This window comes from Crossiella sp. SN42, assembly GCF_023897065.1.
Classification (GTDB): Bacteria; Actinomycetota; Actinomycetes; order Mycobacteriales; family Pseudonocardiaceae; genus Crossiella.
Window position 1 is genome coordinate 44234 of the sequence record NZ_JAMHIV010000040.1, and the last position, 24593, is coordinate 68826.

Annotated in this window: 25 protein-coding genes; 15 read left to right on the plus strand and 10 right to left on the minus strand. The window is 72.1% G+C overall.

What is annotated here, in order from left to right; translation table 11 throughout:
- Positions 1–116: 116 nt before the first annotated feature.
- The 3 genes from M8C13_RS37185 (at position 117) to M8C13_RS37195 (ending at position 2942) form a co-directional block, all read left to right on the plus strand.
- Positions 117–1517, plus strand: coding sequence for a helix-turn-helix transcriptional regulator (locus M8C13_RS37185; RefSeq protein ID WP_252485491.1), 1401 nt, complete (start codon positions 117–119; stop codon positions 1515–1517).
- Between the two features lies 1 nt (position 1518).
- Positions 1519–2430, plus strand: a complete 912-nt coding sequence (locus M8C13_RS37190) for a phosphotransferase (RefSeq protein WP_252485492.1) — start codon at positions 1519–1521, stop codon at positions 2428–2430.
- 212 nt (positions 2431–2642) lie between these two features.
- The gene (locus tag M8C13_RS37195) at positions 2643–2942 is read left to right on the plus strand and encodes a hypothetical protein (protein WP_252485493.1); all 300 of its coding nucleotides are present in this window, start codon (positions 2643–2645) and stop codon (positions 2940–2942) included.
- Positions 2943–2946: 4 nt separating this feature from the next.
- Here the strand turns inward: M8C13_RS37195 and M8C13_RS37200 are convergent, their stop codons facing one another.
- Genes M8C13_RS37200 through M8C13_RS37215 form a run of 4 tightly spaced genes read right to left on the minus strand, consistent with a single transcriptional unit; the run spans position 2947 to position 5736 of the window.
- Positions 2947–3957: a copper resistance D family protein gene (locus M8C13_RS37200; protein ID WP_252485494.1), complete on the minus strand. Its 1011-nt coding sequence runs from the start codon at positions 3955–3957 to the stop codon at positions 2947–2949.
- Positions 3954–4493: a copper resistance CopC family protein gene (locus tag M8C13_RS37205; protein WP_252485495.1), complete on the minus strand. Its 540-nt coding sequence runs from the start codon at positions 4491–4493 to the stop codon at positions 3954–3956. Before M8C13_RS37205 ends, M8C13_RS37200 begins: the two co-directional genes overlap by 4 nt.
- Positions 4490–5209, minus strand: a complete 720-nt coding sequence (locus tag M8C13_RS37210; protein WP_252485496.1) for a YcnI family protein — start codon at positions 5207–5209, stop codon at positions 4490–4492. Before M8C13_RS37210 ends, M8C13_RS37205 begins: the two co-directional genes overlap by 4 nt.
- A 41-nt stretch (positions 5210–5250) precedes the next feature.
- Entirely contained in the window at positions 5251–5736 is a 486-nt protein-coding gene (locus M8C13_RS37215; protein WP_252485497.1) for a hypothetical protein, read from the minus strand.
- A 206-nt stretch (positions 5737–5942) separates the two neighbouring features.
- Here M8C13_RS37215 and M8C13_RS37220 point away from each other — a divergent pair, with 206 nt between their 5' ends.
- From M8C13_RS37220 to M8C13_RS37245, 6 genes are all read left to right on the plus strand, one after another.
- Entirely contained in the window at positions 5943–7703 is a 1761-nt protein-coding gene (locus M8C13_RS37220; RefSeq protein ID WP_374213284.1) for a BCCT family transporter, read from the plus strand.
- A complete protein-coding gene (locus M8C13_RS37225; protein WP_252485498.1) occupies positions 7700–8347 on the plus strand; it encodes an ABC transporter permease in 648 nt (215 codons plus the stop codon). Before M8C13_RS37220 ends, M8C13_RS37225 begins: the two co-directional genes overlap by 4 nt.
- On the plus strand, positions 8340–9491 hold the full coding sequence (locus M8C13_RS37230; protein ID WP_252485499.1) for an ABC transporter ATP-binding protein: 1152 nt from the start codon (positions 8340–8342) through the stop codon (positions 9489–9491). Before M8C13_RS37225 ends, M8C13_RS37230 begins: the two co-directional genes overlap by 8 nt.
- A complete protein-coding gene (locus M8C13_RS37235) occupies positions 9488–10228 on the plus strand; it encodes an ABC transporter permease (RefSeq protein WP_252485500.1) in 741 nt (246 codons plus the stop codon). Before M8C13_RS37230 ends, M8C13_RS37235 begins: the two co-directional genes overlap by 4 nt.
- 116 nt (positions 10229–10344) lie before the next feature.
- Positions 10345–11202 carry a glycine betaine ABC transporter substrate-binding protein gene (locus M8C13_RS37240; protein WP_308202896.1) on the plus strand — a complete coding sequence of 286 codons (858 nt, stop codon included), beginning with the start codon at positions 10345–10347 and terminating at the stop codon, positions 11200–11202.
- Between the two features lie 109 nt (positions 11203–11311).
- The gene (locus M8C13_RS37245; protein WP_252485502.1) at positions 11312–11677 is read left to right on the plus strand and encodes a hypothetical protein; all 366 of its coding nucleotides are present in this window, start codon (positions 11312–11314) and stop codon (positions 11675–11677) included.
- On the opposite strand, the gene M8C13_RS37250 is transcribed toward M8C13_RS37245, so the two are convergent.
- A complete protein-coding gene (locus M8C13_RS37250) occupies positions 11648–12085 on the minus strand; it encodes a DUF6474 family protein (protein ID WP_252485503.1) in 438 nt (145 codons plus the stop codon). The two genes, M8C13_RS37245 and M8C13_RS37250, sit on opposite strands and share 30 nt — an antisense overlap.
- A 109-nt stretch (positions 12086–12194) precedes the next feature.
- Here M8C13_RS37250 and M8C13_RS37255 point away from each other — a divergent pair, with 109 nt between their 5' ends.
- Positions 12195–13835, plus strand: coding sequence for a TM0106 family RecB-like putative nuclease (locus M8C13_RS37255; RefSeq protein WP_252485504.1), 1641 nt, complete (start codon positions 12195–12197; stop codon positions 13833–13835).
- Between the two features lie 34 nt (positions 13836–13869).
- Here M8C13_RS37255 and M8C13_RS37260 read toward each other — a convergent pair whose 3' ends face one another.
- Both M8C13_RS37260 and M8C13_RS37265 read right to left on the minus strand, forming a co-directional pair.
- A complete protein-coding gene (locus M8C13_RS37260; protein ID WP_252485505.1) occupies positions 13870–14625 on the minus strand; it encodes an SDR family NAD(P)-dependent oxidoreductase in 756 nt (251 codons plus the stop codon).
- A 20-nt stretch (positions 14626–14645) separates the two neighbouring features.
- Positions 14646–15608 carry an aldo/keto reductase gene (locus M8C13_RS37265; protein ID WP_252485506.1) on the minus strand — a complete coding sequence of 321 codons (963 nt, stop codon included), beginning with the start codon at positions 15606–15608 and terminating at the stop codon, positions 14646–14648.
- A 330-nt stretch (positions 15609–15938) separates the two neighbouring features.
- Between M8C13_RS37265 and M8C13_RS37270 the strand changes: the two genes are divergently transcribed.
- From M8C13_RS37270 to M8C13_RS37280, 3 genes are read left to right on the plus strand one after another with little or no spacing between them, the layout of a single operon-like run.
- Positions 15939–17237, plus strand: a complete 1299-nt coding sequence (locus M8C13_RS37270; RefSeq protein WP_252485507.1) for a UDP-glucose/GDP-mannose dehydrogenase family protein — start codon at positions 15939–15941, stop codon at positions 17235–17237.
- A 50-nt stretch (positions 17238–17287) separates the two neighbouring features.
- Positions 17288–18073 (plus strand): siderophore-interacting protein, encoded by a 786-nt coding sequence (locus tag M8C13_RS37275; protein WP_252485508.1) that lies wholly within the window; start codon positions 17288–17290, stop codon positions 18071–18073.
- Between the two features lie 10 nt (positions 18074–18083).
- Positions 18084–19862 (plus strand): gamma-glutamyltransferase family protein, encoded by a 1779-nt coding sequence (locus M8C13_RS37280; RefSeq protein ID WP_252485509.1) that lies wholly within the window; start codon positions 18084–18086, stop codon positions 19860–19862.
- Here the strand turns inward: M8C13_RS37280 and M8C13_RS37285 are convergent.
- Together M8C13_RS37285 and M8C13_RS37290 are read right to left on the minus strand one after the other, a co-directional pair.
- Complete coding sequence (locus tag M8C13_RS37285; RefSeq protein WP_252485510.1) at positions 19785–20990, minus strand: glycerate kinase; 1206 nt, start codon at positions 20988–20990, stop codon at positions 19785–19787. The two genes, M8C13_RS37280 and M8C13_RS37285, sit on opposite strands and share 78 nt — an antisense overlap.
- Before the next feature lie 2 nt (positions 20991–20992).
- On the minus strand, positions 20993–22453 hold the full coding sequence (locus tag M8C13_RS37290; protein WP_252485511.1) for an SLC13 family permease: 1461 nt from the start codon (positions 22451–22453) through the stop codon (positions 20993–20995).
- Positions 22454–22536: 83 nt separating this feature from the next.
- On the opposite strand from M8C13_RS37290, the gene M8C13_RS37295 reads away from it, so the two are divergent.
- Complete coding sequence (locus M8C13_RS37295) at positions 22537–23586, plus strand: sensor histidine kinase (protein ID WP_252485512.1); 1050 nt, start codon at positions 22537–22539, stop codon at positions 23584–23586.
- Complete coding sequence (locus tag M8C13_RS37300) at positions 23583–24245, plus strand: response regulator transcription factor (RefSeq protein ID WP_252485513.1); 663 nt, start codon at positions 23583–23585, stop codon at positions 24243–24245. Before M8C13_RS37295 ends, M8C13_RS37300 begins: the two co-directional genes overlap by 4 nt.
- Here the strand turns inward: M8C13_RS37300 and M8C13_RS37305 are convergent.
- On the minus strand, positions 24219–24584 hold the full coding sequence (locus M8C13_RS37305) for a DoxX family protein (RefSeq protein WP_252485514.1): 366 nt from the start codon (positions 24582–24584) through the stop codon (positions 24219–24221). The genes M8C13_RS37300 and M8C13_RS37305 overlap by 27 nt on opposite strands.
- Positions 24585–24593: the final 9 nt, after the last annotated feature.

Genomic DNA, 24593 nt, shown 5'->3' on the forward strand with positions numbered 1-24593 from the left:
GGTGAGCGGTAGGCCAAGTTCAGTCGGGCCGATCAGCCTCACCGATCGGGACTTCACCACCGCCGCGAACTGCCCTTACTCTGCGCTTGACGCCCAGCGGACCGTAAGGGGGCGCAATGGACACCATCGGATCCCAGCCACCGCTCGTTACCCCAGACACCTGGGAGCAACGGGAGATGCGGGACGCCTTGGCCGCCCGGGACATCAGCACGGTGTACCGGCTACTTCGGCGTGTGGGGGTGTCACAGCGCCAGATCGCGGCCAGCACCGGGCAGTCACAGTCCGAGGTGTCGGAGATCCTCAAGGGTCGCCAGGTCATGGCGTATGACGTGCTGGCCCGGATCGCCGACGGGCTCCAGGTACCGCGCGGCTACATGGGTCTCGCCTACGACGGAGCCACCCAAGTCCGGGTGGTCGGCGTCGCCGATGACCCCCTGTCCGAGGAGGATGAGTCGGTGAAGCGGAGGAGGTTCCTTCAGCACGCCGCTTCCGTGACCATGGGTGTGGTGACCATGCCGGGCGACCCCGGCCAGTGGATCACTTCCGTGGCCCAGACCCCGGCCAGGGAGAAGATCGGCAAGACCGACGTCATGCAGGTCGAGGCCGCGACCAAGGCCCTGCGCGCGCTGGACTACCAGTACGGCGGCGGCACCTGCCGGGACGCGGTGATCGCCCAGCTGTCCTGGGCCGAGCAGCTGCTGCGGGCCGACGCGATCGACCCGGTGCGCAGGCGACTGCGGCTGGCCCTGGCCGACCTGCACAGCCTGGCCGGCTGGACCTCGTTCGACACCGGCATGCTGGACCCGGCGCGCAACCACTTCGGCAAGGCGCTGGAGTACGCCAAGCAGTGCGAGAAGAACGACCTGGTGGCCAACATCCTGTACCGGATGGGCCGGGTCTACCTGCACTACGACGAGCCCAACGACGCGCTGAAGCTGTTCCAGCTGGGCCAGCTGGCCGCGCAGGACTCCGGTTCCGCGCTGACCGTGGCCGTGCTGTGCGCGAACGAGGCCTGGGCCTACGCGATGATGGGCATGCGCGAGCAGGCGATGAAGATGGTCGGCCGGACCAAGGACGAGTTCGCCCGCGCCGACTTCGAGCACGCGCCGGAGTGGGTGCGCTTCTTCACCGTCAACGACCTGCACGGGATGATCGGCTCGGTGCACCACTCGCTGGCCGCCAACGACGACTTCCGCGCCAAGCACGCGCCGCTGGCCGTGGCCGAGCTGGTCAAGTGCACCCAGGGCTACGAGTCGGACATGAAGCGCACGCACGTGTTCGGGCTGAGCATGCTGGCGGCCAACCACATCCGCTCCGGCGACGTGAGCGAGGGGCTGCGGGTCGGCCGGGTCGCCTACTCCATGGGCGAGGGCGTCAACTCGGTCCGGGTGGCCGACCGCATGATCGACATCCAGGAGGAGTCGGAGCGGTACAAGCACATCGCCGAGGCCAAGGACCTCGCCGAGGAGGTCCGCCAGTTTCGGATTCGCACCGGATCCCCGCAGAAACGACCATGACGTGAACGTTCGGGTTCGCCCCGACGCGGACGGGCGGTACAGCCGTGCCAAGCTCCGGACCGCCCTCGGGGAGATCTGTGACGCCGCCGGGCTGGACCCGGGCGGCGCGCGGCTGATCCGTTTTGTCAACAACGCGGTGTTCCAGCTGCTGGCGCATCCGGTGGTGGTGCGCATCGTGCTCTCGCCCTCGCTGCGCTACCGGGCGGACAACGTGGTGCGGGCGGCGAACTGGCTGGCCGAGCACGAGGTGCCGGCGGTCCGGTTACTGCCGGGCCTGCCGCAGCCGCTGCACGTCAACGGGCACGTGGCCACGCTCTGGCAGGCGGTGCCCGAGGTGGGACAGGCCACCGGCTTGGAGCTTGCTCAGCTGCTCAAACGATTGCACGCGCTGCCCGCGCCGCCGGGGGAGCTGCCGCGCTGGGACCCGCTGGCCGACGTGCGGCGCAGGCTGGCCGACGCCGAGGAGCTGGACGCAGGCGACCGGGAGTTCCTGGAGACCCGGTGCGCGGAGCTCGAGGCCGAACTGGCCGCGATGGAGTACCACCTGCCGCAGGGCGTGATCCACGGCGACGCGCACGTGGGCAACGTGATCAGCACGCCGATCGGCCCGCTGCTGTGCGACCTGGACTCGGTCTGCCTCGGCCCGCGCGAGTGGGACCTGACCCCGCTGGCCGTCGGCAAACTGCGCTTCCGGCACACCGGTGACCGGTATCGGCAACTCTCCAGGGCCTACGGCTTCGATGTCACGAAGTGGCCAGGTTTCCCGGTGCTGCGCCAGGTGCGCGAGCTGAAGCTGACCACCGGCGTGCTGTCGATCTTGCGCAGTAACCCGGATGTACGAACCGAGTTGGCCAAACGGATGCAGTCCTTCCGTTCGGGTGACACCCGGGCCCGCTGGACTCCGCACCGTTAACCCGTACGGCGGCCGAACCTGGCCCCCGCTGGCGTATACAGCAGACCCGTATCCTCCTTCAGAATGAGTTGATCGGTAACGCAATCCTTCTCTAGGACGACAAAGAGACGTCAACGGAACGTCAAGACTCTCAGTGTGGTCACTCTGGGTGGCAGCGATGTTCGTGTAGCGAACTTCTTGCTGGGTGCGAGCGCGAAGGGCGGAGAAACGTGTTGAGCTTCTCCACAAAGGGCAAGGCACGGCTGCGCGGGCGTAAGGCGCTGCGAGCCGCGGAGATGTTGGACGAGGTCGTCGACAACCAGCTTCCGTTGGTGACCGAGCTTTCCGAGACCAGCCGTCGGCGCTCGGCCGACTACCTGTCCGAGCTGGTGATGCTCGCGCAGGACTACCGCCACTACGCGGCGGGCTGGATCGACCACGAGGAGCTCCAGCGCCGGGGCAACGCCGCGGTGGCCAGGCTGGAGCAGCTGAGCCAGGAGCGCAGGGCCGCCGCGCTCACCGAGCTGGAATGACTTCTTAGCTGAGCGAGGCCCTGGCCAAGGCCGCGGCCAGGCCGATCGCCAGCGCCATCACCAGCAGTTCCAACGAGATCCACAGGGTCACCGGAGTCGTTCGGTGCCGAACGATCGCGGGCATCAACCGGAACCGCAGCCAGCCGCCGAGGCCGGCCAGCACCAGCAGCGCGGCCGTCTTGGTCAGCACCACCCAGCCGTAACCGGTGCCGAACAAGGCGGCCGCCCAGCTCAGCCCGGGGCGGCCGGTCAGCTGCACCACGGCGTTGACCACGCCGCTGACCGCCACCGCGGCCAGGCACACCGTGCCCACCGCGGCGAACCGGGGCAGCGCCTCGGCCAGCAGGCCGCGGTGCGGGGTGATGAGGAACAGCATCGCGCCGAGGCCGCCGACCCAGCCCGCGGCGGCCATCACGTGCACGCTCATCGACAGCAGAGCCAGCTCGTGGTTGGCCGCGGCCGCGGAGTGCCCGGTGAGTGCGAGCGGGATCTGGCCGAGCATGGCCACCAGCACCGGCAACTCGGCCGGTGGGCGGGCGCCGGCGCGCAGGCCGAGGCCGTGCAGCACCGCGTAGCCCAGCGCGCAGGCCGCCGCGACCAGCAGCGCCCGGCCCGCGCCGACGGTGGCCGCGTAGTCAGCCAGCGTGCCCATGTCCAGGCCGAGTCCGGCCGGGGCCAGCTCGGCGGCCTGCCACCACAGCAGCAGCACCGCGGCCAGCGCCCAGCCCGCGCCGAGCACCAGGCCGATCCGGTGCGCGGTGACCAGCAGCGGCCTGGTCCTGGCCGGGCGGCTGGTGCGCAGCAGCAGCGGCAGCATGGCCAGGCCGACCGCGGCCACCGCGCCGATGTCCACGGCCAGCCGCAACGCGGGCACGCCCAGCCGGACCACCACTCCCGGTTCCGGCAGCCCCGGCGCGGGGGCGGCCGCGGTGAGCACGGAACCGAGAGTGGTTCCGGCCGCCGCGGTCGCCACCAGCCCGAGCAGCAGGGGGAAGGTGGTCCGGCTTGTGGTCATGCCTTCTTCGACGGTTTTGCCAGCACCAGGGCCACCGCGACCCCGGCGATGAGCAGCACGGCCGCGCCGATGATCCACAGCCATACCGGCGTGCCCGAGGAGCCCTCGGACTGCGCGCTGGTGGTGCCCTCGGCCGAGGGGCTGAGGGTGTTCGTGGTCGGGGTGCCGGTGCCTGCCTTGGTCAGGGTGAACGGGACCGCGCCGGTCACCGGGTGCCCGTCCGCGGACAGGATCCGGTAGCCGATCGTGTACTCCCCGGCCGGGCCCAGCGGCAGCAGCGGCGCGGTGACCACGGCTCCGTCGACCTTGGGCGTGCCGCCCTCCCAGCGGGTGCCGTTCGGCCCGGTCACGGTGACGGTGTTGAAGCCGTCCTGGACCTCCTGGTCGAACTTCAGCATCACCTCCGCCGGACCGGCCTCCACCTCGGACTTGGCCTTGGGGTTGCTGTCGGAGAGCACGTTGTGCGCGAACGCGGGCGCGGCGGAGCCGAGCAGGGCGGCCCCGGCGATGACCAGGGTGGCGAGCAGTCGCCTCATGCCGCCGACCGCCTGCCCCGCAGGATCGCGCCGACCCCGAAGCCGAGGCCGAGCGCGCCCACGGCCAGGCCCGCGCCGCCGAGCCAGCGGGCCGAGGTGTCGGTGCCGGCGGCGGCCGCGTCCTTGTGCCCGTCGGTCTTGGCCGCGGCGTTGGCCGTGGTGGCCGCGCCGTGCCCGTGGCCGTCACCGGCCGCCGCGGTCAGCTTCAGCACCGGGGCCGGGTGCTCCGGCTCCTCGCCGTTGGCCGCGGGCGGGGCGTCCCACTTGACGACCTTGCCGTCGTCGTAGGTCTGGGTCGCGGGCAGCACCAACTGGTCGGTGGTCGTGGGCAGCTTGCCGAGGGAGACCTCGAACTCGGCGAACTCGTCCGGGTTGATCCGCACGCCGGGGTCGGCCTGCCAGGTGATCGCGCTGACCACCTCCTTCTCGGCGCTCTTGACCTTGGTCACCGAGGCTTTCCAGCCGGGGACGGCCTTGGTCCGCACCGAGGTCAGCGGGTAGTCCTTGGGCAGGGTGACCTCGACCTTCACCGTGCCCGCGGTGGAGGACTCGTTGGGCACCCGGAAGGCGACCTTGGTGTAGCTGCCCTTGGCCGCCTCGCCGGGCTGGACGGTGACGTGCGCGGAAGCCAGGCCCGCGGTGAACAGGGCCGCGGCGGAGGTCATGGTCACGATGGCGCCTGCGCGCAGCAGAGCGCGGTGTCGAGAAGTCGACATATCTCCTGATTTCTTTCCTGCTGTGGGGAGGGTGGGCTGCCTTAACTGGAGAACGCGGGCGGTCCACGCCGGGTTCGGAGGCGGCTCAGCAGCAGGTCGAGCAGGAGGGGGGCCGGTCCGACCAGCACGGCGAGCCGGGGCGTGACCGGAACCGGCCGCGAGACCGGGCGGCGGCGCGGGCGCAGGCCGAGCGCGGCGAACAGGGCGAACAGTGCGGACTCGGCGTTGACCAGCAAGAACGCCGTGCCGATGGCGGCAAGGGTGTGCGCCAGGACCATCAGCGCCGGGTCGATCAAGCCGCCCGCGAGGTGTCCGTGGTCGGCCAGGTCGAAGAGCAGGTGCTGCACGCACTGGGCCAGGCCGAGCACGAGCAGGATGCCGGTCAGCCCACGGCGGCGACCGGCCAGCGCGGTGCCCGCGGCGGCGATGAGCAGGGTGAGCAGCACGGTCAGCACGCCGTCGTCCACCTGGCCACCGGCCAGGGCGTGCGCGGCTCCGCTGAGCGCCGAACTGCAGAGTGCGAGCACACTACCTCGGAGAACGCGGAGTGTTCCGCGTGCTGGGTCCAGGGTTGTGCGCACGGGGAGAGCGTACGGCGCAGCGCAATGTCACTAGTTCGCTACAGAACGCAGGCCAGGTTTACCGCGTTACTCCGAACGGGTAACGGTGAAAAGCAAGAATCGGTAGCCGAGCCCGTTCGTGAAGGAGGAGGCGCCCCAGGGCGCCGAACACCGTGACGACTGACGACCACCTCACCTCGGGTCCCGCTACTGGTGGTACCCCAGCTCACCCGGATCAACCCACCCAACTTCCCGGCGAACCACTCGCCGAGCGCCCGGCCCGGCTGGACCCGGTGGTCTTCGGCGTCGCCGCGGTCATCGCACTGGCCTTCATCGGCTGGGGTGTGGTGGACAGCGCCGGGCTCGGCGCGGCCGCCAAGTCGGCGCTGACCTGGCTGATCGCCAACGCGGGCTGGGCGTTCGTGCTGGCCGCCTCCGGTTTTGTGGTGTTCGCGCTGTGGCTGGCGGCCAGCCGCTACGGCAAGATCCCGCTCGGCCAGGACGGCGAGGAACCGGAGTTCCGGACCTCCTCCTGGGTGGCCATGATGTTCTCCGCGGGCATGGGCATCGGCCTGATGTTCTACGGGGTCAGCGAGCCGCTGGCGCACTTCGTCAAACCGCCGCCCGGCACGGTCGCCGCGGGCAGCGAGGAGGCGCTGGAGACGGCGATGGCCACCACGCTGTTCCACTGGACCGTGCACCCGTGGGCGATCTACGCGGTGGTCGGCCTGGCCATCGCCTACGGCAGCTTCCGCCGCGGCCGCCGCCAGCTGATCAGCGCGGTGTTCGCGCCGCTGTTCGGCCGCCGCCGGGCCGAGGGGCCGCTGGGCAAGACCATCGACATCCTGGCCATCTTCGCCACCCTGTTCGGCTCGGCCACCTCGCTCGGCCTCGGCGCGCTGCAGATCGGCCGAGGGCTGCACGAGGTGGGCTGGCTGGACAAGGCCACCACCACCCTGCTGGTGGTGATCATCGTGGTGCTGACCATCGCGTTCATCGGCTCGGCCGTCTCCGGCGTGGCCAAGGGCATCCAGTGGCTGTCCAACATCAACATGGTGCTGGCGGGCGTGCTCGCGCTGTTCCTGTTCGTGGTCGGCCCGACCGTGCTGATCCTGAACCTGGTGCCCACCTCGATCGGCCACTACTTCTCCGACCTCGCCGAGATGTCCGCGCGCACCGCCGCGACCGGCGGCGACGCGATGAACACCTGGCTGACCGGGTGGACCATCTTCTACTGGGCCTGGTGGATCTCCTGGACGCCGTTCGTCGGCATGTTCGTGGCCAGGATCAGCCGGGGCCGCACCATCCGGCAGTTCATCTCCGGGGTGATCCTGGTGCCCAGCCTGGTGAGCCTGCTCTGGTTCGCCGTGCTCGGCGGCACCGCGCTCAGCCTGCAACGCAGCGGGGTCGACCTGGCGGGCGCGGCCGGTCAGGAAGCCCAGCTGTTCGGCATGCTCAAACAGTTCCCGCTGGCCGAGGTGGCCAGTGTGATCGTGATGCTGCTGGTGGCGATCTTCTTCGTCTCCGGCGCGGACGCGGCCTCCATCGTGATGGGCACGCTGTCCCAGCGCGGCTCGATCGCGCCGAAGAAGGGCGTGGTCATCTTCTGGGGCGCGCTGACCGGCGCGGTGGCCGCGGTGATGCTCACCGTGGGCGGGGAGAACGCGCTCAGCGGGCTGCAACGGCTGACCATCATCGCGGCGGTGCCGTTCACCGCGGTGATGGTGCTGATGTGCGTCTCGCTGGCCAAGGACCTGCGGCAGGACCCGCTGATCCGGCGGGAGAACAAGGGCGCCGAGGTGGTCGAGGCCGCGGTGATCAGCGGCACCGAGCAGTACGGGCCCGACTTCCAGCTGGAGGTCAGCGCGGGCAACGGCAACGGCAACGGCAACGGCAACGGCCACGATGAAACCCAGGCGAGCGCCAAGCCGTGAACCTGTGGGAGTTCATCGGATCGCGCTGGCAGCAGCTGCTGCTGGACTCCTCGCTGCACGCGAGCGCGGTGGTGCAGTGCACGCTGATCGCCACCGCGCTCGGCGTGCTGCTCGGCGTGGCGGTGTACCGCAGCTCGCTGGGCTCGGCCATCGCCACCGCGCTGACCAGCGCGATCCTCACCATCCCGTCCTTCGCGCTGCTGGGCCTGCTGATCCCGGTGCTCGGTCTCGGGGTGGCGCCGACGGTGACCGCGCTGGTGCTGTACGCGCTGCTGCCGATCGTGCGCAACACCATCGTCGGCCTCTCCGGCGTGGACCCGGCGGTGGTGGACGCGGCCCGCGGCATCGGCATGGCCAGGTGGCGGGTGCTCACCTCGGTGGAGCTGCGGCTGGCCTGGCCGACCATCCTCACCGGCATGCGGGTCAGCGCCCAGCTGCTGATGGGCATCGCCGCGATCGCCGCCTACGCCAAGGGCCCTGGCCTGGGCAACCTCATCTTCAGCGGGCTGTCCAGGGTGGGCAGCGCGAACGCGGTCAACTCGGCGCTGGCCGGCACGCTCGGCGTCATCGTGCTGGCGCTGCTGCTGGACGCCGTGTTCCTGATCATCGGCAGGATGACCACTTCCAGGGGGATCCGTGTCTGAGCACAGCCAGGTCAGCGGTGTGCAGATCGAGCTGACCGAAGTGACCAAGCGCTACCCCGGGCAGAAGACAGCCGCGGTGGAGTCGGTCTCGATGACCATCCCGGCAGGGGAGACGGTGGTCTTCGTCGGGCCCTCCGGCTGCGGCAAGACCACCACCATGAAGATGATCAACCGGCTGATCGAGCCGACCAGCGGGCGGATCACCATCGGCGGTCAGGACGCGCTCGGGCTGGACCCGGACGAGCTGCGGCGGGGGATCGGCTACGCCATCCAGCAGGCCGGGCTGTTCCCGCACCTGACCGTGGCGCAGAACGTCGGCATGGTGCCCGGCCTGCTGAAGTGGGACAAGAAGCGGGTCGCGGACCGGGTCGAGGAGATGCTGGACCTGGTCGGGCTGGACCCCGGTGAGTTCGCCGGGCGCTACCCGCGCCAGCTCTCCGGCGGGCAGCAGCAGCGGGTCGGGGTGGCCAGGGCGCTGGCCGCGGACCCGCCGGTGCTGCTGATGGACGAGCCCTTCGGCGCGGTGGACCCGATCACCAGGGGCAACCTGCAGGACGAGCTGCTGCGGCTACAGGCGGAGCTGGGCAAGACGATCGTGTTCGTCACGCACGACTTCGACGAGGCGGTCAAGCTCGGCGACCGGATCGCGGTGCTCGGCGAGCAGTCCCGGATCCTGCAGTACGACACCCCGGAGGCGATCCTGGCCAACCCGGCCGACGACACGGTGGCCGGGTTCGTCGGCGCGGGAGCCTCGCTCAAGCAGCTGACCCTGCGCCGGGTGCGCGAGGTCGAGCTGTCCGAGGTGCCCACGGCCGGCGTCGGCGACTCCGTGGCCGAGCTGGCCGAACGGCTCGGGCGGCGGCGCGGGGCGGTCGGCCTGGTGCTGGACACCCGGCGGCGGCCGCTGCGCTGGGTGACCCCGCCGGACCTGACCACCGGGGTCAGCCTGGACCGGGCCGGGCGGGCGGTGGAGGACACGGTGGCGATGGCCTCCACCCTGCACGACGCGCTGGAGGCGGTGCTCACCGACGACGACGGCCTGGCCGTGGTCACCGGCGGGCGCGGCGAGTACGTCGGCGTGGTCAGCATGGACACGCTGATGGCCGCGGTGCGGGCCATGCGCGAAGAGCTGGAGACGGCGTGAGCGCCTCGCGGGCGGACCGCCTGCGGCTGTTCGCCGAGCCGGTCGTGGTGCTGCTCATCGTGGGCGCGGTGCTGGTCTGGGCGTTCACCGGCGAGCTCGACTCGATCGAGCAGCGCAACATCACCTTCGCCAACATCCTCAGCCTGACCTGGGAACACCTCCAGCTGACCGTGGCCATCTCGGCCATCGTGCTGGCCGCGGGGGTGCCGCTGGGCGTGCTGGTCAGCCGCCGCTGGGCCCGGCCGATCGCGCCGGTGGTGCTCGGCCTGGCCACCATCGGCCAGGCTGCCCCGGCGGTCGGCGTGCTGGTGCTGTTCTTCCTGCTCACCGGCCAGACCGGGTTCTGGATCGCGGTGCTGCCGATGGCGATCTACGCCCTGCTGCCGGTGCTGCGCAACACCCTGGTCGGCCTGCAACAGGTGGACCGGACCCTGGTGGAGGCCGGCCGGGGCATCGGCATGTCCTCCTTCACGGTGCTGCGCCGGATCGAGTTCCCGCTGGCCATCCCGCACGTGCTGGCCGGCATGCGGACCGCGCTGGTGCTCGCGGTGGGCGTGGCCACGCTGGCCACCTTCGTCAACGGCGGCGGCCTCGGCTCGATGATCGACACCGGCTACAAGCTGCGCCGCACCTCGATCCTGGTGGTCGGCGCGGTGCTCTCCGCCGCGCTGGCGCTGCTGGTGGACTGGCTCGGCGGCATCGCCGAACGCAAGCTCGGCCCGAAGGGACTCCGGTGAACAAGCGTCCACTGTGGACAGTCGCATTGTTACTGACTGGTAGCTTGCTGGCGGGGTGCGGGCTTTCCGCCGGGGGTTCGACGCCGCTTCACGTGAAACCAGGATCGATTCAGCCGGTGCCGGAGCTGGTCGATGTCGAGCTGACCGTCGGGTCCAAGGACTTCAGCGAGCAGCTGGTGCTGGCCTACCTGGCCGAGTTCGCGCTGAGCGCGGCCGGGGCCAAGGTGCGGGACCTGTCCAACATCGCCGGGTCCAACAGCGGCCGGGACGCGCTGCTCACCGGCCAGATCGACCTGATGTGGGAGTACACCGGCACCGGGTGGATCAGCTACCTCGGGCACGAGGACCCGATCCCGGACGACGCCGGGCAGTTCGAGGCGGTGCGCAAGGAGGACCTGGCGCGCAACCGGGTGGTGTGGAGCCTGATGGCGCCGCTGAACAACACCTACGCGTTCGCGATGAACCGGAAGAACGCCGAGCGGCTCGGCGTGCGCACCATGTCCGACATGGCGAAGGTGACCAGGGAGCGGCCGCAGGAGGGCACCTTCTGCATCGAGAACGAGTTCGCCAGCCGCAACGACGGCATGCCGGGGGTGCAGAAGACCTACGGGTTCGAGCCCGCGCCCGGCAACACCAAGCTGCTGGCCAACGGGCCGATCTACCAGGCCGTGGCCAACGGCGGCACCTGCAACTTCGGCGAGATCTTCACCACCGACGGCCGGGTGCTGGCGCTGGACCTGGTGCTGCTGACCGACGACCGGAACTTCTTCCCGCGCTACAACGCCTCGGTGACCATGCGCGAGGAGACCGCCTCCACGCACCCGCAGATCACCGAGGTGCTCCGGCCGGTGGCGGCGAAGCTGACCAACGAGGTCATGCTCAAGCTCAACGCCGAGGTCGACGTGGAAGGCAAGGACCCGGCCGAGGTGGCGCGGAACTGGCTGGTCCGCGAGGGTTTTGTGCGGATGCCCTGAGTAGTTCTACGGCAGCTGACTTCAGGGTCGACTCGGGGGTTTGCCCCATGGCCGCGGTCGGTGCGGCCAGCCAGGATGGGTCGTGACGATCTTTCCGGGAGGGGATGTCATGCGCGGCTTGGACTCGGTTCGGTATGTGTTGCTCGGTCACACCGTGGTGGCCTGGCTGACCGCCGGTGTGCTGTGGGCGCGTAGCGCCTTCGAGTTCCCGTTCGCCATGGCCACGATCATGACCGGCGCGATCGGGCTGGTGCTGGCCCTGCTGCTGCCCGCCTACTCCCAGCAGCTGCGCACCAGCGCGCTTTGGTTCACCGGGATCCTGATCCCGCTGAACCTGGCGCTGGCCGCGCTGTCCGCGTCCTCGATCGCCGGGGCGGTGCTGGCCGCGGTCGCCTTCGCGCTGCTGCTGCGCCCGCTGCCGCTGCCCTTTCGCGGCTACCCGCGATCAGACGCCCAAGTGATGCAGCAGGTGTGACTCGATCCGGTCCAGCTCGGTGGCGACCGAGCGGTGCGCCGTCTTGCGCCGCGGCGCGGGCATCCGCTCCGCGGCCCGCACCACCGCGGCCAGCTCGACCAGCCTGGCCTCACTGTCCTTGGCGAAGGCCGTGACCTCGTCATTGGCGTTGACCCGCAGCTCGGCCACCGCGTTGGCGAGCCCGGCGATCCGCGCGTGCAGCGCGCCGCCACGACCGCTGTAGGTGGCCAGGTGCTCGACCGGCACGCCCAGCTTGCGGGCGCGCATCCGGTCGTAGCCGTCCCTGGCCGCGGCGGCGGCCTTGATCGCGAACGGGGCGAGCAGGGGGAGCACCACCTTGCCGATGCCGAGCAGGTGCTTGGCACGGGCCGGGGTCAGCTTGGGCACTCCTCGCCGGATGCGGGCCATGCCCTCAGAGTAGGCCGCTCGGGGGTTTTCTGGCCCTTCCGGCGCGCTAGAAGCCGAGATCAACCGGGTTGCCGACACGGAGCCCGGTCCGGCCACCTACCCTGCATGAGTGACGTCTGCGGTGCTACTTGATGCCGGGGTGGTGACCCGGTGCCGGCGCCGCGTGCACCTCGAACACGATCCGACCATGGCGGACGCGCCCAAGGCGCCGCCGGACCCGGCTGCCGAGCAGCGGATGAGCGACGCGGCGGCGCACCGGCGCGTGGTGGCGGACCGGCTGGCCCGGCAGCTGGGCGCGGAGTGGACCGAGGTGCCCGCTGGCGAGGCGGCTGCCGACCGGGAACGGATCACCACCGCGGTGCTCGGCGCGGGTGCGCGGTTCGTCTGGGGCGGGTTGCTGCCCTCGGACCGCACCGGCGGCCGCCGCGGCGGCATCGACCTGTTGGTGCGCGACTCCAGCGGCGGGTACCTGCCGGTGCTGGTGGTCCGGCACAAGATCACCGACCCTGGCACCGGCGCGCGCACCACCCCGTTCGGCCAGCTCTACCCGGGTAGCGCCAGGGTGGACCCGATCCGCAAGGTGCGGCCGCAGCCACGGGACCAGCTGCGGCTGGCGCACGCCTACCGGCTGTTGCAGGCCGCCGGCCTGACCGTGCCCGGCCGGGCGATGGGTGGCGTGATCGGGCTGGACGCCGACGTGGTGCTCTGGCATGACCTGGAGGCGCCGACCTGGCCGAACGGCCGGACCGCGCTCAAGGAGTACGACGCCCGCTTCGCCGACCGGCTCGCGGTGGCCGCGGCCGCGCTCAACCAGCGCGACGCGCTGGCCAGGCCGTCCCGGATCCTGGAGTGCCGCAGCTGCCCGTGGTGGCCGACCTGCGAGGCCACCCTGATCGAGCGGCGGGACGTCAGCCTGGTGGTGCGCGGTGAGGACGCGGTGTCCCTGCGCGCCATCGGAGTGTCCACTGTGGACCAGCTGGCCGCCCAGCCGGTCACCGTGGACCCACCGGCGCCGATGGTGGGCATGCCCTTCGGCGACGCGGTGCTGCTGGCCAAGGCCTGGCTGCGCGGGGCCTCGCTGGTGCGCCGCGAGGAACGGGTGCACGTGCCGCGCGCGGACGTGGAGCTGGACGTGGACATGGAGAGCTTCGGCGACGCCGGGGCCTACATGTGGGGCGTGCACCTCTCCGGCGCGGACATCGGCGTGCCCCAGGGCTACCGGGCCTTCGTCACCTGGGACCCGCTGCCCTGCCAGGACGAGGCCCGCTCCTTCGGCGAGTTCTGGTCCTACCTCACGCACGTGCGGCTGCGGGCCAGCGCGCGCGGGCTGAGCTTCCGCGCCTACTGCTACAACGAGCTGGCGGAGAACCGGTGGATGCTGGGCTCGGCCGAGCGTTTCGCCGGGAAGCCGGACATCCCGACCATCCAGACCGTGCAGGACTTCATCGGCTCGCCGCAGTGGGTGGACCTGTTCGGCATCGTGCGCGACCAGTTCCTCTGCGCCAAGGGCAAGGGGCTGAAGATGATCGCCCCCGCGGCCGGTTTCACCTGGCGGGACCCGGAGGCCGGTGGCGAGAACTCGATGCGCTGGTACCGGGACGCGGTCGGCATGGACGGCGGCGAACCCCAGCCGGACCAGCGGGAACGGCTGCTGGAGTACAACGAGGACGACGTGCGGGCGACCTGGACGCTGCGCCGCTGGATGGACTCCGAGGCGGTCTACGAGCTGCCCTACGCCGGGGAGCTGTGACGGTGCGGCCGCGCGGCCGCACCGTCCGCCAGACCTAACGCGGCGCCATCCGCAGCGCGCCGTCCATCCGGATGACCTCGCCGTTGAGGTAGTCGTGCTCGACGATCATGACCGCGAGCTGCGCGTACTCGGCGGGCGTGCCCAGGCGCTTGGGGAAGGGCACCCCGGCGGAGAGGGCCGCGCGGAACTCCTCGGTGACCCCGGCCAGCATCGGGGTGTCGATGATGCCGGGCGCGATGGTCATCACCCGGATGCCGAAGGTGGCCAGGTCCCTGGCCGAGGACAGGGTCAGGCCGACCACGCCGCCCTTGGACGCGGCGTAGGCCACCTGGCCGATCTGCCCGTCGAAGGCGGCCACCGACGCGGTGTTGATCACCACGCCGCGCTGGCCGTCCACCGCCTCGGTCTTGGCCATCGCGGCCGCGGCCAGGCGCAGCACGTTGAAGCTGCCGATCAGGTTGATCTCCACGACCTTGCGGAACAGGTCGTAGTCGTGCGGCTCGCCCTGCTTGTTCACGATCCGGCCAGCCCAGCCGACCCCGGCGCAGTTGACCACGGTGCGCAGCGGCGCGCCCGCGGCTGCCTGCTCGACGGCGGCCTTGACCTGCTCGGCGTCGGTGACGTCGGCGGCCACGTAGGTGATGCCGTCGACCTGCTCGGCCTTCTCGATGGCCTGCGGCAGGTCCAGGGCGAAGACGCGGGCGCCCTTGGCGACCAGGGCACGGCTGGTGGCCCCACCCAGGCCGGACGCGCCACCGGTGACGATGGCAGCGGTGTCGGTGATCTGCATGCCGGAGAGGTTAGCCGTCGTTAACGTCGGCCCGGCGGACAGATGGCGTCGATCTCAGTGAGGTCCGCCGCAGTGGGCGCCCACTCCGCGGCCGAGGCGTTCTGGGTGACCTGCTCCGCGCTGGTCGCGCCCGCGATCACCGAGGCCACTGCGGGCTGCGCGGCCAGCCAGCCGATGGCCAGCTCCACCATGCTCAGGTCCCGCTCCTCGGCGAAGCGGCGCAGCCGGTCGATCCGGTCCCACGGCGCGTCCGCGAGCAACCGTTCCCTTCCGGCCAGGCGACTGCCCTCCGGCGGCTTGGTGTCCCGGTCGTACTTGCCCGTGAGCAGGCCGTTGGCCAGCGGGAAGTAGGGCAGCAGGCCCAGGCCGAAGCGCAGGCAGGCCGGGATGATCTCGCGCTCGGACTCGCGTTCCAGCAGCGAGTAGTGGTTCTCCGCGGACACCGGCGCGGTCAGGTTCGCGGCGCTCGCGCTCCAGCTCGCGTCCGCGATCTGCCAGCCGGCCAGGTTGCAGTGCCCGACGTAGCGGATCTTGCCCTCGTGCACCAGGTCGTCCAGCACGGACAGCGTCTCCTCCAGCGGAGTCAGCGGGTCCGGCCGGTGCAGCTGGTAGACGTCGATCCAGTCGGTGCCCAGCCGCCGCAGCGAGGACTCCACCGCGCGCCGGACGTAGCGGCGGGAACCGCGGGCGCCGAAGTCGGGGCCGTTGGTGCCCTGCATGTCCATGCCGAACTTGGTCGCGATCACCGCGTGCTCGCGCCGCCCGGAGAGGGCCTGGCCGAGCAGCTCCTCGCTGCGCCCGCGCGGGGCGCCGTAGACGTCGGCGACGTCGAAGAAGGTGATGCCGGCCTCCAGCGCGGCATCGACAACCGACCTGGCGCCCGCCAGCGTCTCGGTCGCGGTCCCCGGCCGCCCGAGGTTGTTGCAGCCGAGCCCGACCGCGCTGACCACCAGCCCAGAATCACCCAACCGTCGTTGGTCCACGAGCGTGCACCCTACGTGTCGAGTGACATTCCAGTCACTCCCCGTTCACAGTCGTGACCGGAGCCACCGAACGGTTGGCTGGCCATCCCCGTGCTGCGGTGTCAGGATGCGCCCGAACGGGTCAGGTCCTCCTCCCGTGGATCTTGCACGCGATCGTCGGAGTCCAGTCCGTCCCCGGCGGCACCGCCGGAACGACCAAGTACGCCCAGTACGAGGCCGCTCCGGCGGCACCGCCGGGAACGGACTGGACTCCGACGCTCACGTACAAGATCCACGGGAGGAGGACCTGTTCGCCCGAGGACCAGAACCAACCCAACGCGGGGGTGGAGTGTGTTCGCACGGCGAATCGTCGTCGTCGGATCCGGATACGTCGGCCTGACCACCGGCGCCTGTCTCGCCTCACTGGGGCACAAGGTCATCTGCGCCGATGTGGACGCGGCCAAGGTGGCCCGGCTCAAGGCCGGTGAGGTGACCATCCTGGAGCCGGGGCTGGCCGAGCTGGTGCAGTCCGGGCTGGCCGCGGGGCGGCTGGAGTTCGTCCTCGGCGCGCGGCACGCGGTGGAGGGCGCCGAGGTGGTGTTCCTGTGCGTGCCCACGCCGATGGGCGAGGGTGGCGCGGCGGACCTGGCCGCGGTGGAGTCGGTGATCGCCGAGGTGCGCGAGCTGCTGCCCAGCGGGTGTGTGGTGGTCAACAAGTCGACCGTGCCGGTGGGCACCGCGGCCAGGGTGCACGAGCTGCTGGACCGGCCCGACGTGGCCGTGGTCAGCAATCCGGAGTTCCTGCGCGAGGGCACCGCGGTGCACGACTTCCTCAACCCGGACCGGATCGTGGTCGGCTCCAGCGCCCAGGACGCGGCCGAGCGGGTGGCCGCGCTCTACGCCAAGCTCGGCGCGCCCACCGTGTTCACCGACGCGCCCAGCGCGGAGATGGTCAAGTACGCGGCCAACTGCTTCCTGGCCATGAAGCTGTCCTACGTCAACGCGATGGCCGAGCTGTGCGAGCGGCTGGGCGCGGACGTCGGCGACGTCACCGAGGGCATGGGCTACGACCGCCGGATCGGCCAGTCCTTCCTGCAGCCCGGCCCCGGCTGGGGCGGCTCCTGCCTGCCCAAGGACACGCACGCGCTGGTGCAGGTGGCCGAGGCGGTGGACTTCGACTTCATGCTGCTGCGCGCCTCCATCGACACCAACACCCGGCAGCGGGACCGGATGGTGGACAAGATCCGCGCCGCGGTCGGCGGTGAGCTGAGCGGCGTGCGGCTGGCCGTGCTGGGCCTGGCGTTCAAGGCGGGCACCAACGACCTGCGGGACTCGCCCGCGCTGGCGGTGGCGGAGAAGCTGCGCGCCGAGGGCGCCGAGCTGGTCGCCTTCGACCCGGGCATCCCGGCCGCGGTGCCCGGCGTGACCGACGCGGTGCGCGTGGTCAGCGATCCGTACCAGGCGGCGGACGGCGCGGTGGGCCTGGTGCTGCTCACCGAGTGGCCGGAGTTCCGCACCCTGGACTGGCCGAGGCTGGCCGGTCTGCTGGCCGGGAAAGCCGTGGTGGACACCAGGAACCTGCTCGACGCCGACGTGTTGCGGCGGGCCGGGCTGGCCTGGCACGGGGTGGGGCGTAGCCCGGTGGCGTGACACGAGTCACGCCCGTGTGCAGCCTTCCGGCGCGCAGGTTAGCCTTACCTATGCTCGCAGAGGAGAAGGAGCGACCCGCCCTGTTGGCGGAGGTCTCCCAGGTGCGTCGCCCCAGCCCAGGGCTGGCCCGGGTGACGCTCGCCGCGCCGGAACTGGACCGCTTCGGCTACGAGGGTCCCGATCACCTGGTGCGCACCTTCTTCCCCGCCTCCGGCCAGGACGCCCCGGTGCTGCCCAGCAGCCCGGACTGGTGGACCGAGGTGCAGAGCATGCCCGAGGAGATCCGGCCGGTGGTGCGCAACTACACCGTGCGCCGCTACGACCCGGAACGCCGCGAGCTGGACATCGACTTCGTGTTGCACGGCGAGACCGGACCGGCCGCACGCTGGGCGAACCGGGCCGAGCCCGGTCAGCGGATCGGCCTGCGCAGCGAGCGGGCCGGGTACCGGCCGACGCCCGGCGCGGACTGGCAGCTGATCATCGGCGACGAGACCGCGCTGCCCGCGATCGGCTCCATCGTGGAGTCCATGCCGGCCGGCACCAAGGCGAAGGTCTTCGTGGAGATCGCCAACGACGCCGAGGAGCAGCGCTTCGACAGCGCGGCCGACCTGGAACTGACCTGGCTGCACCGGGCCGGTCAGCACGCCGGGACCAGCGACATCGTGGCCCGCACGTTGCGCGCGGCCGAACTGCCCGGCGGCGAGGTCTACGCCTGGGTGGCCGGTGAGTCCGGCATGGTCACCGCGGTCCGGCGGCACCTGGTGCGCGATCGCGGCGTGCCCAAGGAGTCGATCTACTTCTGCGGCTACTGGAAGCACTCGGCTCCCACTTACTAGGTTCAACAGCGTGTTCACCACGCGGCCGGAGCTCCTCGGCACCCACGGCATGGTCGCTTCCACGCACTGGCTGGCCTCGGCCGCCGGGATGGCGGTGCTGGAGGACGGCGGCAACGCCTTCGACGCGGCGGTGGCCGCCGGGTTCACCCTCCAGGTGGTGGAACCGCACCTGAACGGGCCCGGTGGCGAGGTTCCGGCGATCTTCGCCGCGGCCGGGCAGGCGCCGCGGGTGCTGTGCGGACAAGGGGTCGCGCCTGCCGGAGCGACGCTGGCGCACTACCGCGATCTCGGGCTGGAACTGGTGCCCGGCACCGGGTTGCTGGCCGCGACCATCCCCGGCGCGTGGGACGGCTGGCTGCTGTTGCTGCGGGATCATGGCACCCGCACGTTGCGGCAGGTGCTGGACTACGCGATCGGCTACGCGCGCAACGGTTTCCCGGTGGTGGAGCGGATCACCGCGACCATCGAGGTGGTCGAGCAGCTCTTCCGCGAGCACTGGCCGACCTCGGCCGCGCAGTGGCTGCCCGCCGCCCAGCCCGGCACCCGGCTGCGCAATCCCGCGCTGGCGGACACCCTGGAGCGCCTGCTCGCCGAGGCGGAGGCGGCAGGGGCGGACCGCGAGGCGCAGATCGAGGCGGCGCGCCGGGCCTGGTACCAGGGCTTTGTCGCGGAGGAGATCGACCGGTTCGCGCGCCAGGAGTTCCGCGACGACTCGGGCCGCAGGCACGCCGGTGTGCTCACCGCGGCGGATATGGCGGGGTGGTCGGCGAGCTACGACACCCCGGTCAGCGTGGACCTGGCCGGCGGCTGGACGTTGCACAAGCTCGGGCGGTGGAGCCAGGGACCGGTGCTGGCGCAACAGCTCCGGCTGCTCGACGGGCTGGATCTGTCCTATGTGGACGGTGTGGCGAGCGCGGACACCGTGCACCTGGCCACCGAGGCGGCCAAGCTGGCCTTCGCCGACCGGGAGGCCTGGTACGGCGACAGCCCGGAGGTGCCGCTGGACCGGCTGGTCTCGGCGGAGTACGCGGCGCGGCGGCGGGAGCTGCTGGGCGCGACCGCCTCGCTGGAGCTGCGGCCAGGCCTGGACGGCAGGCTGCCCGCCTTCGTCGCGGAAGGACGCGGGGTCGGGAACACCGCGGGCGAGATGGACACCGCGATGGGGGTGGGCGAGCCCACGGTCTCCCGCACCGGGGCGACCAGGGGCGACACCGTGCACGTGGACGTGGTGGACCGGTGGGGCAACCTGGTCTCGGCCACCCCTTCCGGCGGCTGGCTCCAGTCCTCGCCGCACATCCCGGCGCTGGGCTTCAACCTGGGCACCAGGGCGCAGATGTTCTGGCTGGAGGAGGGGCACCCGAACGTACTGGCTCCCGGCAAGCGGCCGCGCATCACGCTCTCGCCCTCGCTGGCCAGCCGCGGTGGCGAGGCGGTGCTGGCCTTCGGCACGCCCGGCGGGGACCAGCAGGACCAGTGGCAGCTGTGCTTCTGGCTGGCGCACACCCGCGCCGGGCTGAACCTGCAAGCGGCCATCGACGCCCCGGCCTGGCACTCCACCGCGTTCCCGTCCTCGTTCTACCCGCGCAGCTGGCAGCCGGGCGAGCTGGTCGCGGAGTCCCGGCTGGGCGCGGAGACCTTCGCCGAGCTGGCCCGGCGCGGGCACTCGGTGCTCGACGCCGGGCCGTGGGCGCTCGGCCGGTTGTCCGCGGTGTCACGGGATCCAGACACCGGCCTGCTGCGCGGGGCCGCCAACGCCCGCGGTGCCCAGGGTTACGCGGTCGGTCGCTAGCGCCGCGCCCACCAGGACCAGGCGCAACGTGCGCTCGGTGGCGTCGGTGAGCAGTTCGGCTGCCCGGTCGATCGCCTCGGCCAGCGGCACCGGGGCGGCCAGGATGCCCGCGTAGGCGTCGATGCCCACGTCGTAGTTGTGCCGGGCGCCCTTGCCGATGGTGCCGGCCAGCGCGATCACCGGCTTGCCGAACCGCTTGGCCCGCCTGGCCACCTCGGACGGGATCTTGCCGCGCGGGGTCTGGAAGTCGATCGCGCCCTCGGCGGTGATCACCAGGTCGGCCGCGGCCAGCCGCCGGTCCAGGTCCAGGTGGTCCAGCAGCACCTCGAAGCGCGGCCGCAGTTCCGCGCCGAGCACCGCGGCCAGTCCGGCGCCGAGCCCGCCGGAGGCGCCGCTGCCGGGCGCGGTGGCCAGGTCGACGCCGAACTTCTCGTGCAGCACCACCGCCCAGCGGTCCATCGCGGCGGCCAGGCGCTCGACGTCCAGCGGCCGCGCGCCCTTCTGCGGGCCGAAAACCCTGGCCACGCCCTGTTCGCCGCAGAGCACGTTGTGCTGGTTGCAGGCCAGGGTGATGGTGACCTCGGCCAGCCGCGGGTCCAGGCCGCTGACGTCGATGTCCTTGAGCGCGAGCAGGGCGTCGCCGCCGCGGCCGAGCTCCGCGCCGTCGCCGTCGAGCAGCCGCGCACCGAGGGCCTGCAGCGCGCCCGCGCCACCGTCGCAGGTGCCGGAGTCACCGCAGCCGATCAGGATGCGCGTGCACCCGGCGTCCAGCGCGGCCTTGATCAGCTCACCGACGCCGTAGGTGGTGGTGGCGCCGGGCTGGCGCATCGCCGGCGGCACCAGGCGGAGCCCGGCCGCGGCGGCCATCTCCACCACCGCGGTCTCGCCGATCACCGCCAGGTGCGCGCGCACCGGCTTGCCGACCGGGCCGGTCACGGTGAGCGGGACCAGCTCGCCACCGCCTGCGGCGGCCAGCGTGCGGGCCGAGCCCTCGCCACCGTCGACCAGCGGCACCGGGTCGACGACCGCGCCCGGCACCACGCGACGGATCCCGGCGGTGATGGCCTCGGCGACCGCTTCGGCGTCCAGACTCTCCTTGAACCCACTCGGAGCGACGACAAAACGCATGACTACCTCCAGTTCAGGCCGAGCAACGGCCACACCGAGAGCGCGAAGAACAGGACCAGGCCGGCCGTGAGCGGGCCGAGCAGCAGCGAGAGCCGCAGCAGGTCCGCGCGGCCGTAGGTGGGCACGCCGTCCAGGTGCGCGAACATCGCCACCGGCTTGGCCGAGGAGGACAGCGTGTGGCAGAAGCCGGCCGCCGCGGTGGAGGCGAAGGCCACCGCGACCGGGTTGAGCCCGAGCGCGATCGCGGCCGGGATGACCAGCGGCACCAGCACCGAGGAGCGGGCCGAGCGGGACTGGATCACCAGGTGCGCGGCGGTGCTGACCAGCACGACCACCACCAGGAATATGACTGGGCTGTGCACCGGTCCGAGCAGCGCGGTGGCCAGCCAGGCGGCCGCGCCGGAGGAGATCAGCGCCGCGCCGAGGGCGGCGGTGGCGGCCATGAACACCAGCAGCGACCAGGGCACCCCGGCCAGGGCCTTGTTCAGCTGGACGGTGCCAAAGCGCGGCGAGCTGATCAGCAGCGCGCCGATCAGCGCGACCACCGCGGGCGAGATGCCGTGCAGCGGTTCGTTGGCCCAGGCCAGCGAGACCCCGGCCAGCAGAACCGCGGCCCTGCGTTCCGGGCCGGTCAGGCCCTTGGGCGGGCGGATCTCGTCCAGGTCGAGGCGGAGGCCGCCGCGGCGGTCGGCGCGGCGGGTGAACAGGAACAGCACCAGCTCGGCGGCCAGGTGCGAGCTGACCACGGCCAGCGGCAGCCCGAGCAGCAGCCACTGCCCGAAGCCGATGCCGCTGCCGGTCGCGGCGGTCAGCAGCTGGGTGGTGACCAGGTGCGCGCCCGCGCCCATCAGGGTGGCCACCGCGGACAGCAGGATCACCGTGGGGAACAGGATGGCCAGCGCCCGCACCAGCCTCGGCCGCTCGCGCAGCGTCCCGGCCAGCGCCAGGAACACCGGCACCGCCAGCGCGGCCCGGCCGGAGGTGGCCGGGATGGCGAAGGCGCTCAGCAGCAGCGCCGCGGTGACCAGGTGCGCCAGTCCGCGCACCGACCGGGCCCTGCCGATCAGCGCCACCGCCACCCTGGTCGGCAGTCCGCTCGCGCCGATCCCGGCGGCCAGCACGAACGCGGCGATGAGCAGCCAGATGGTCTCGCCGCCCAGGGTGGCGAAGAGCTGCTCGCCGCTGAGCACGCCGAGCAGCACCAGCACCAGCGCGGCGGCCAGCGCGACGTAGGTGTCGTCGATCCTGGTCAGCGTCCAGGCGGCGACCGCGGCGGTGAACACCAGCAGGGTGGCCTGACCCGGCAGCGACAGCCCGGTCCCGCCGAAGTGCAGCGCCGCGGCCAGGCCGGCCAGCGCGAGCGCCACCAGCAGCACCGGCCACCAGCGGCGACGCGGCCGCCGGGGCAGCGGCTCGGTGGGCGCTTCCGCCAGCGGCGGGGCGAGTTCGAGGGTCGCGGACATGAGGACCAGCCTGTGCCGCGGAACTGAGCCGTTCGTGAGTCGTTCATGAAACGACCTTCATCTGGCTGCCGTACCGTCTGTGCGTGCCTCGCCTGTGGGACCTGCTGATCGCCGCGCTGGTGCTGGTGGTCATCGCGGTGTACTCGCTGCTCGACGAGCCCGGCAACCGGGGGCTGGACCTGGGCGGCATCGCGCTGCTGCTGGCCGGGACGCTCGCGCTGGTGTTCCGCCGCCGCTTCCCGCTGACCGTGCTCGCGGCGACCCTGGCCACCGTCTTCCCGTACTACTGGTTCGGCTACCCGGACGGCCCGGCGATCCTGCTGCCCACGGTGGCGCTGTTCACCGTGGCCGCCGAGGCCGGGCTGCCGCGCGCGCTGCTCGGCGGGGCGGCCGCGCTGGCGGTGTTCGCGGTGGGGGAGGTGGACCGGCCGCTGGCCACCTGGGGCTGGGTCGGGCTGGCCGCCGGGTCCTGGCTGGTCGCGGTGATCTCGCTGGGCCTGCTGCTGCGGGCCAACCGGGAGCGCCGCGCCGAACGCGGCCTGCGTGAGGCCGAGGAGCAGCGGCTGGCCATCGCCCGCGAGGTGCACGACGTGGTCGCGCACAGCCTGGCGGTGATCAACGTGCAGGCCGGCGTGGGCGCGCACGTGGCGCAGCGGCGGCCGGAGGAGGCGCACAAGGCGCTGCTGGCGATCAAGGAGGCCAGCCGGTCCGCGCTGACCGACCTGCGGGCCACCCTCGCGGTGGTGCGCGGCGAGCCGGACCGGGCCCCGCCGCCGAGCCTGTCCCGGCTGCCCGAACTGCTCGACTCGGCCACCGCCGCCGGGCTGTCGGTGCAGGTCAGCGGGGAGATCGGCGAGCTGCCCTCCGCGGTGGACGCGGCCGCCTTCCGGATCACCCAGGAAGCCCTGACCAACATCGTCCGGCATGCGGAGGCCAGCTCGGTGACCATCCACTTCGAGCACTCGGACACCGCCTTCGAGCTGTCCGTGCGGGATGACGGCCCGCATCCGGCGCAGGCGCCGCCGGGCAACGGGCTGCGCGGGATGCGGGAGCGGGCCGCCGCGCTGGGCGGGGCGCTCACCGCCGGACCGGCCGAGGGCGGCTGGCTGGTGCGGGCGGTGCTGCCGAGGTGATCAGGGTGGTGCTGGCCGATGACCAGCGGCTGGTCCGGGCCGGGTTCCGGGTGCTGCTGGAGACCGAGGAGGACTTCACCGTCTGCGGGGAAGCGGCGGACGGCGCGGCCGCGGTCGAGCTGGCCCGGCGCGAGCTGCCGGACGTGGTGGTGATGGACATCCGGATGCCCGGCCTGGACGGACTGGAAGCGACCAGGGCGATCACCGCGGACCCGGCGTTGGCCGAGGTCAGGGTGCTGGTGCTGACCACCTTCGACGCCGACGAGTACGTCTTCGAGGCCCTGCGCGCCGGGGCCAGCGGCTTCCTGCTCAAGGACACCGAGCCCGCCGACCTGCTGCAGGCGCTGCGGGTGGTGGCGGCCGGGGACGCGCTGCTCGCACCGAGCGTCACCCGCCGCCTGATCGCCGAGTTCGCGCACCGCCCGGCCCAGCGCCGCCCGGACCCGAAGGTGATGGCGGCGCTGACCAGCCGGGAACGCGAGGTGCTCACCCTGGTCGCCGGCGGGCTGTCCAACGAGGAGCTGGCCACCGCGCTGGTGATCAGCCCGGCCACCGCGCGCACCCACGTCAGCCGGATCATGACCAAGCTGCGGGCCAGGGACCGCGCGCAGCTGGTCATGGTCGCCTACGAGTCAGGCCTGGTGACCCCGGGGCGCTGACCAGCGGCCCCAGGCCACCCCCGCCACCACCAGCAGCGTCGCTCCCGGGAACAGCGCGGCGGCGGGCCCACCGGCGGAGACCCCCAGGACCACCGCGCCGATGAGCAGCGCGACCAGGCCTGACGCGGCCCACCTGGTCAGCACCGGGATCAAGATGCCGATCGCCCCGGCCAGCTCGCACAGCCCGACGAAGACCACCATGCCCTCGCCGAGCCCCATCGCCGCGAAGCCCGCGACCACCATCGGCTCGCCGGTGAGCTTGGGGTAGGCGCCGAAGAGGAACAGGGCGGCGATCAGGCCCTGCGCGATCCACAGGGCGATGTTCAGCTTTCGGTTCATGCCACCTGG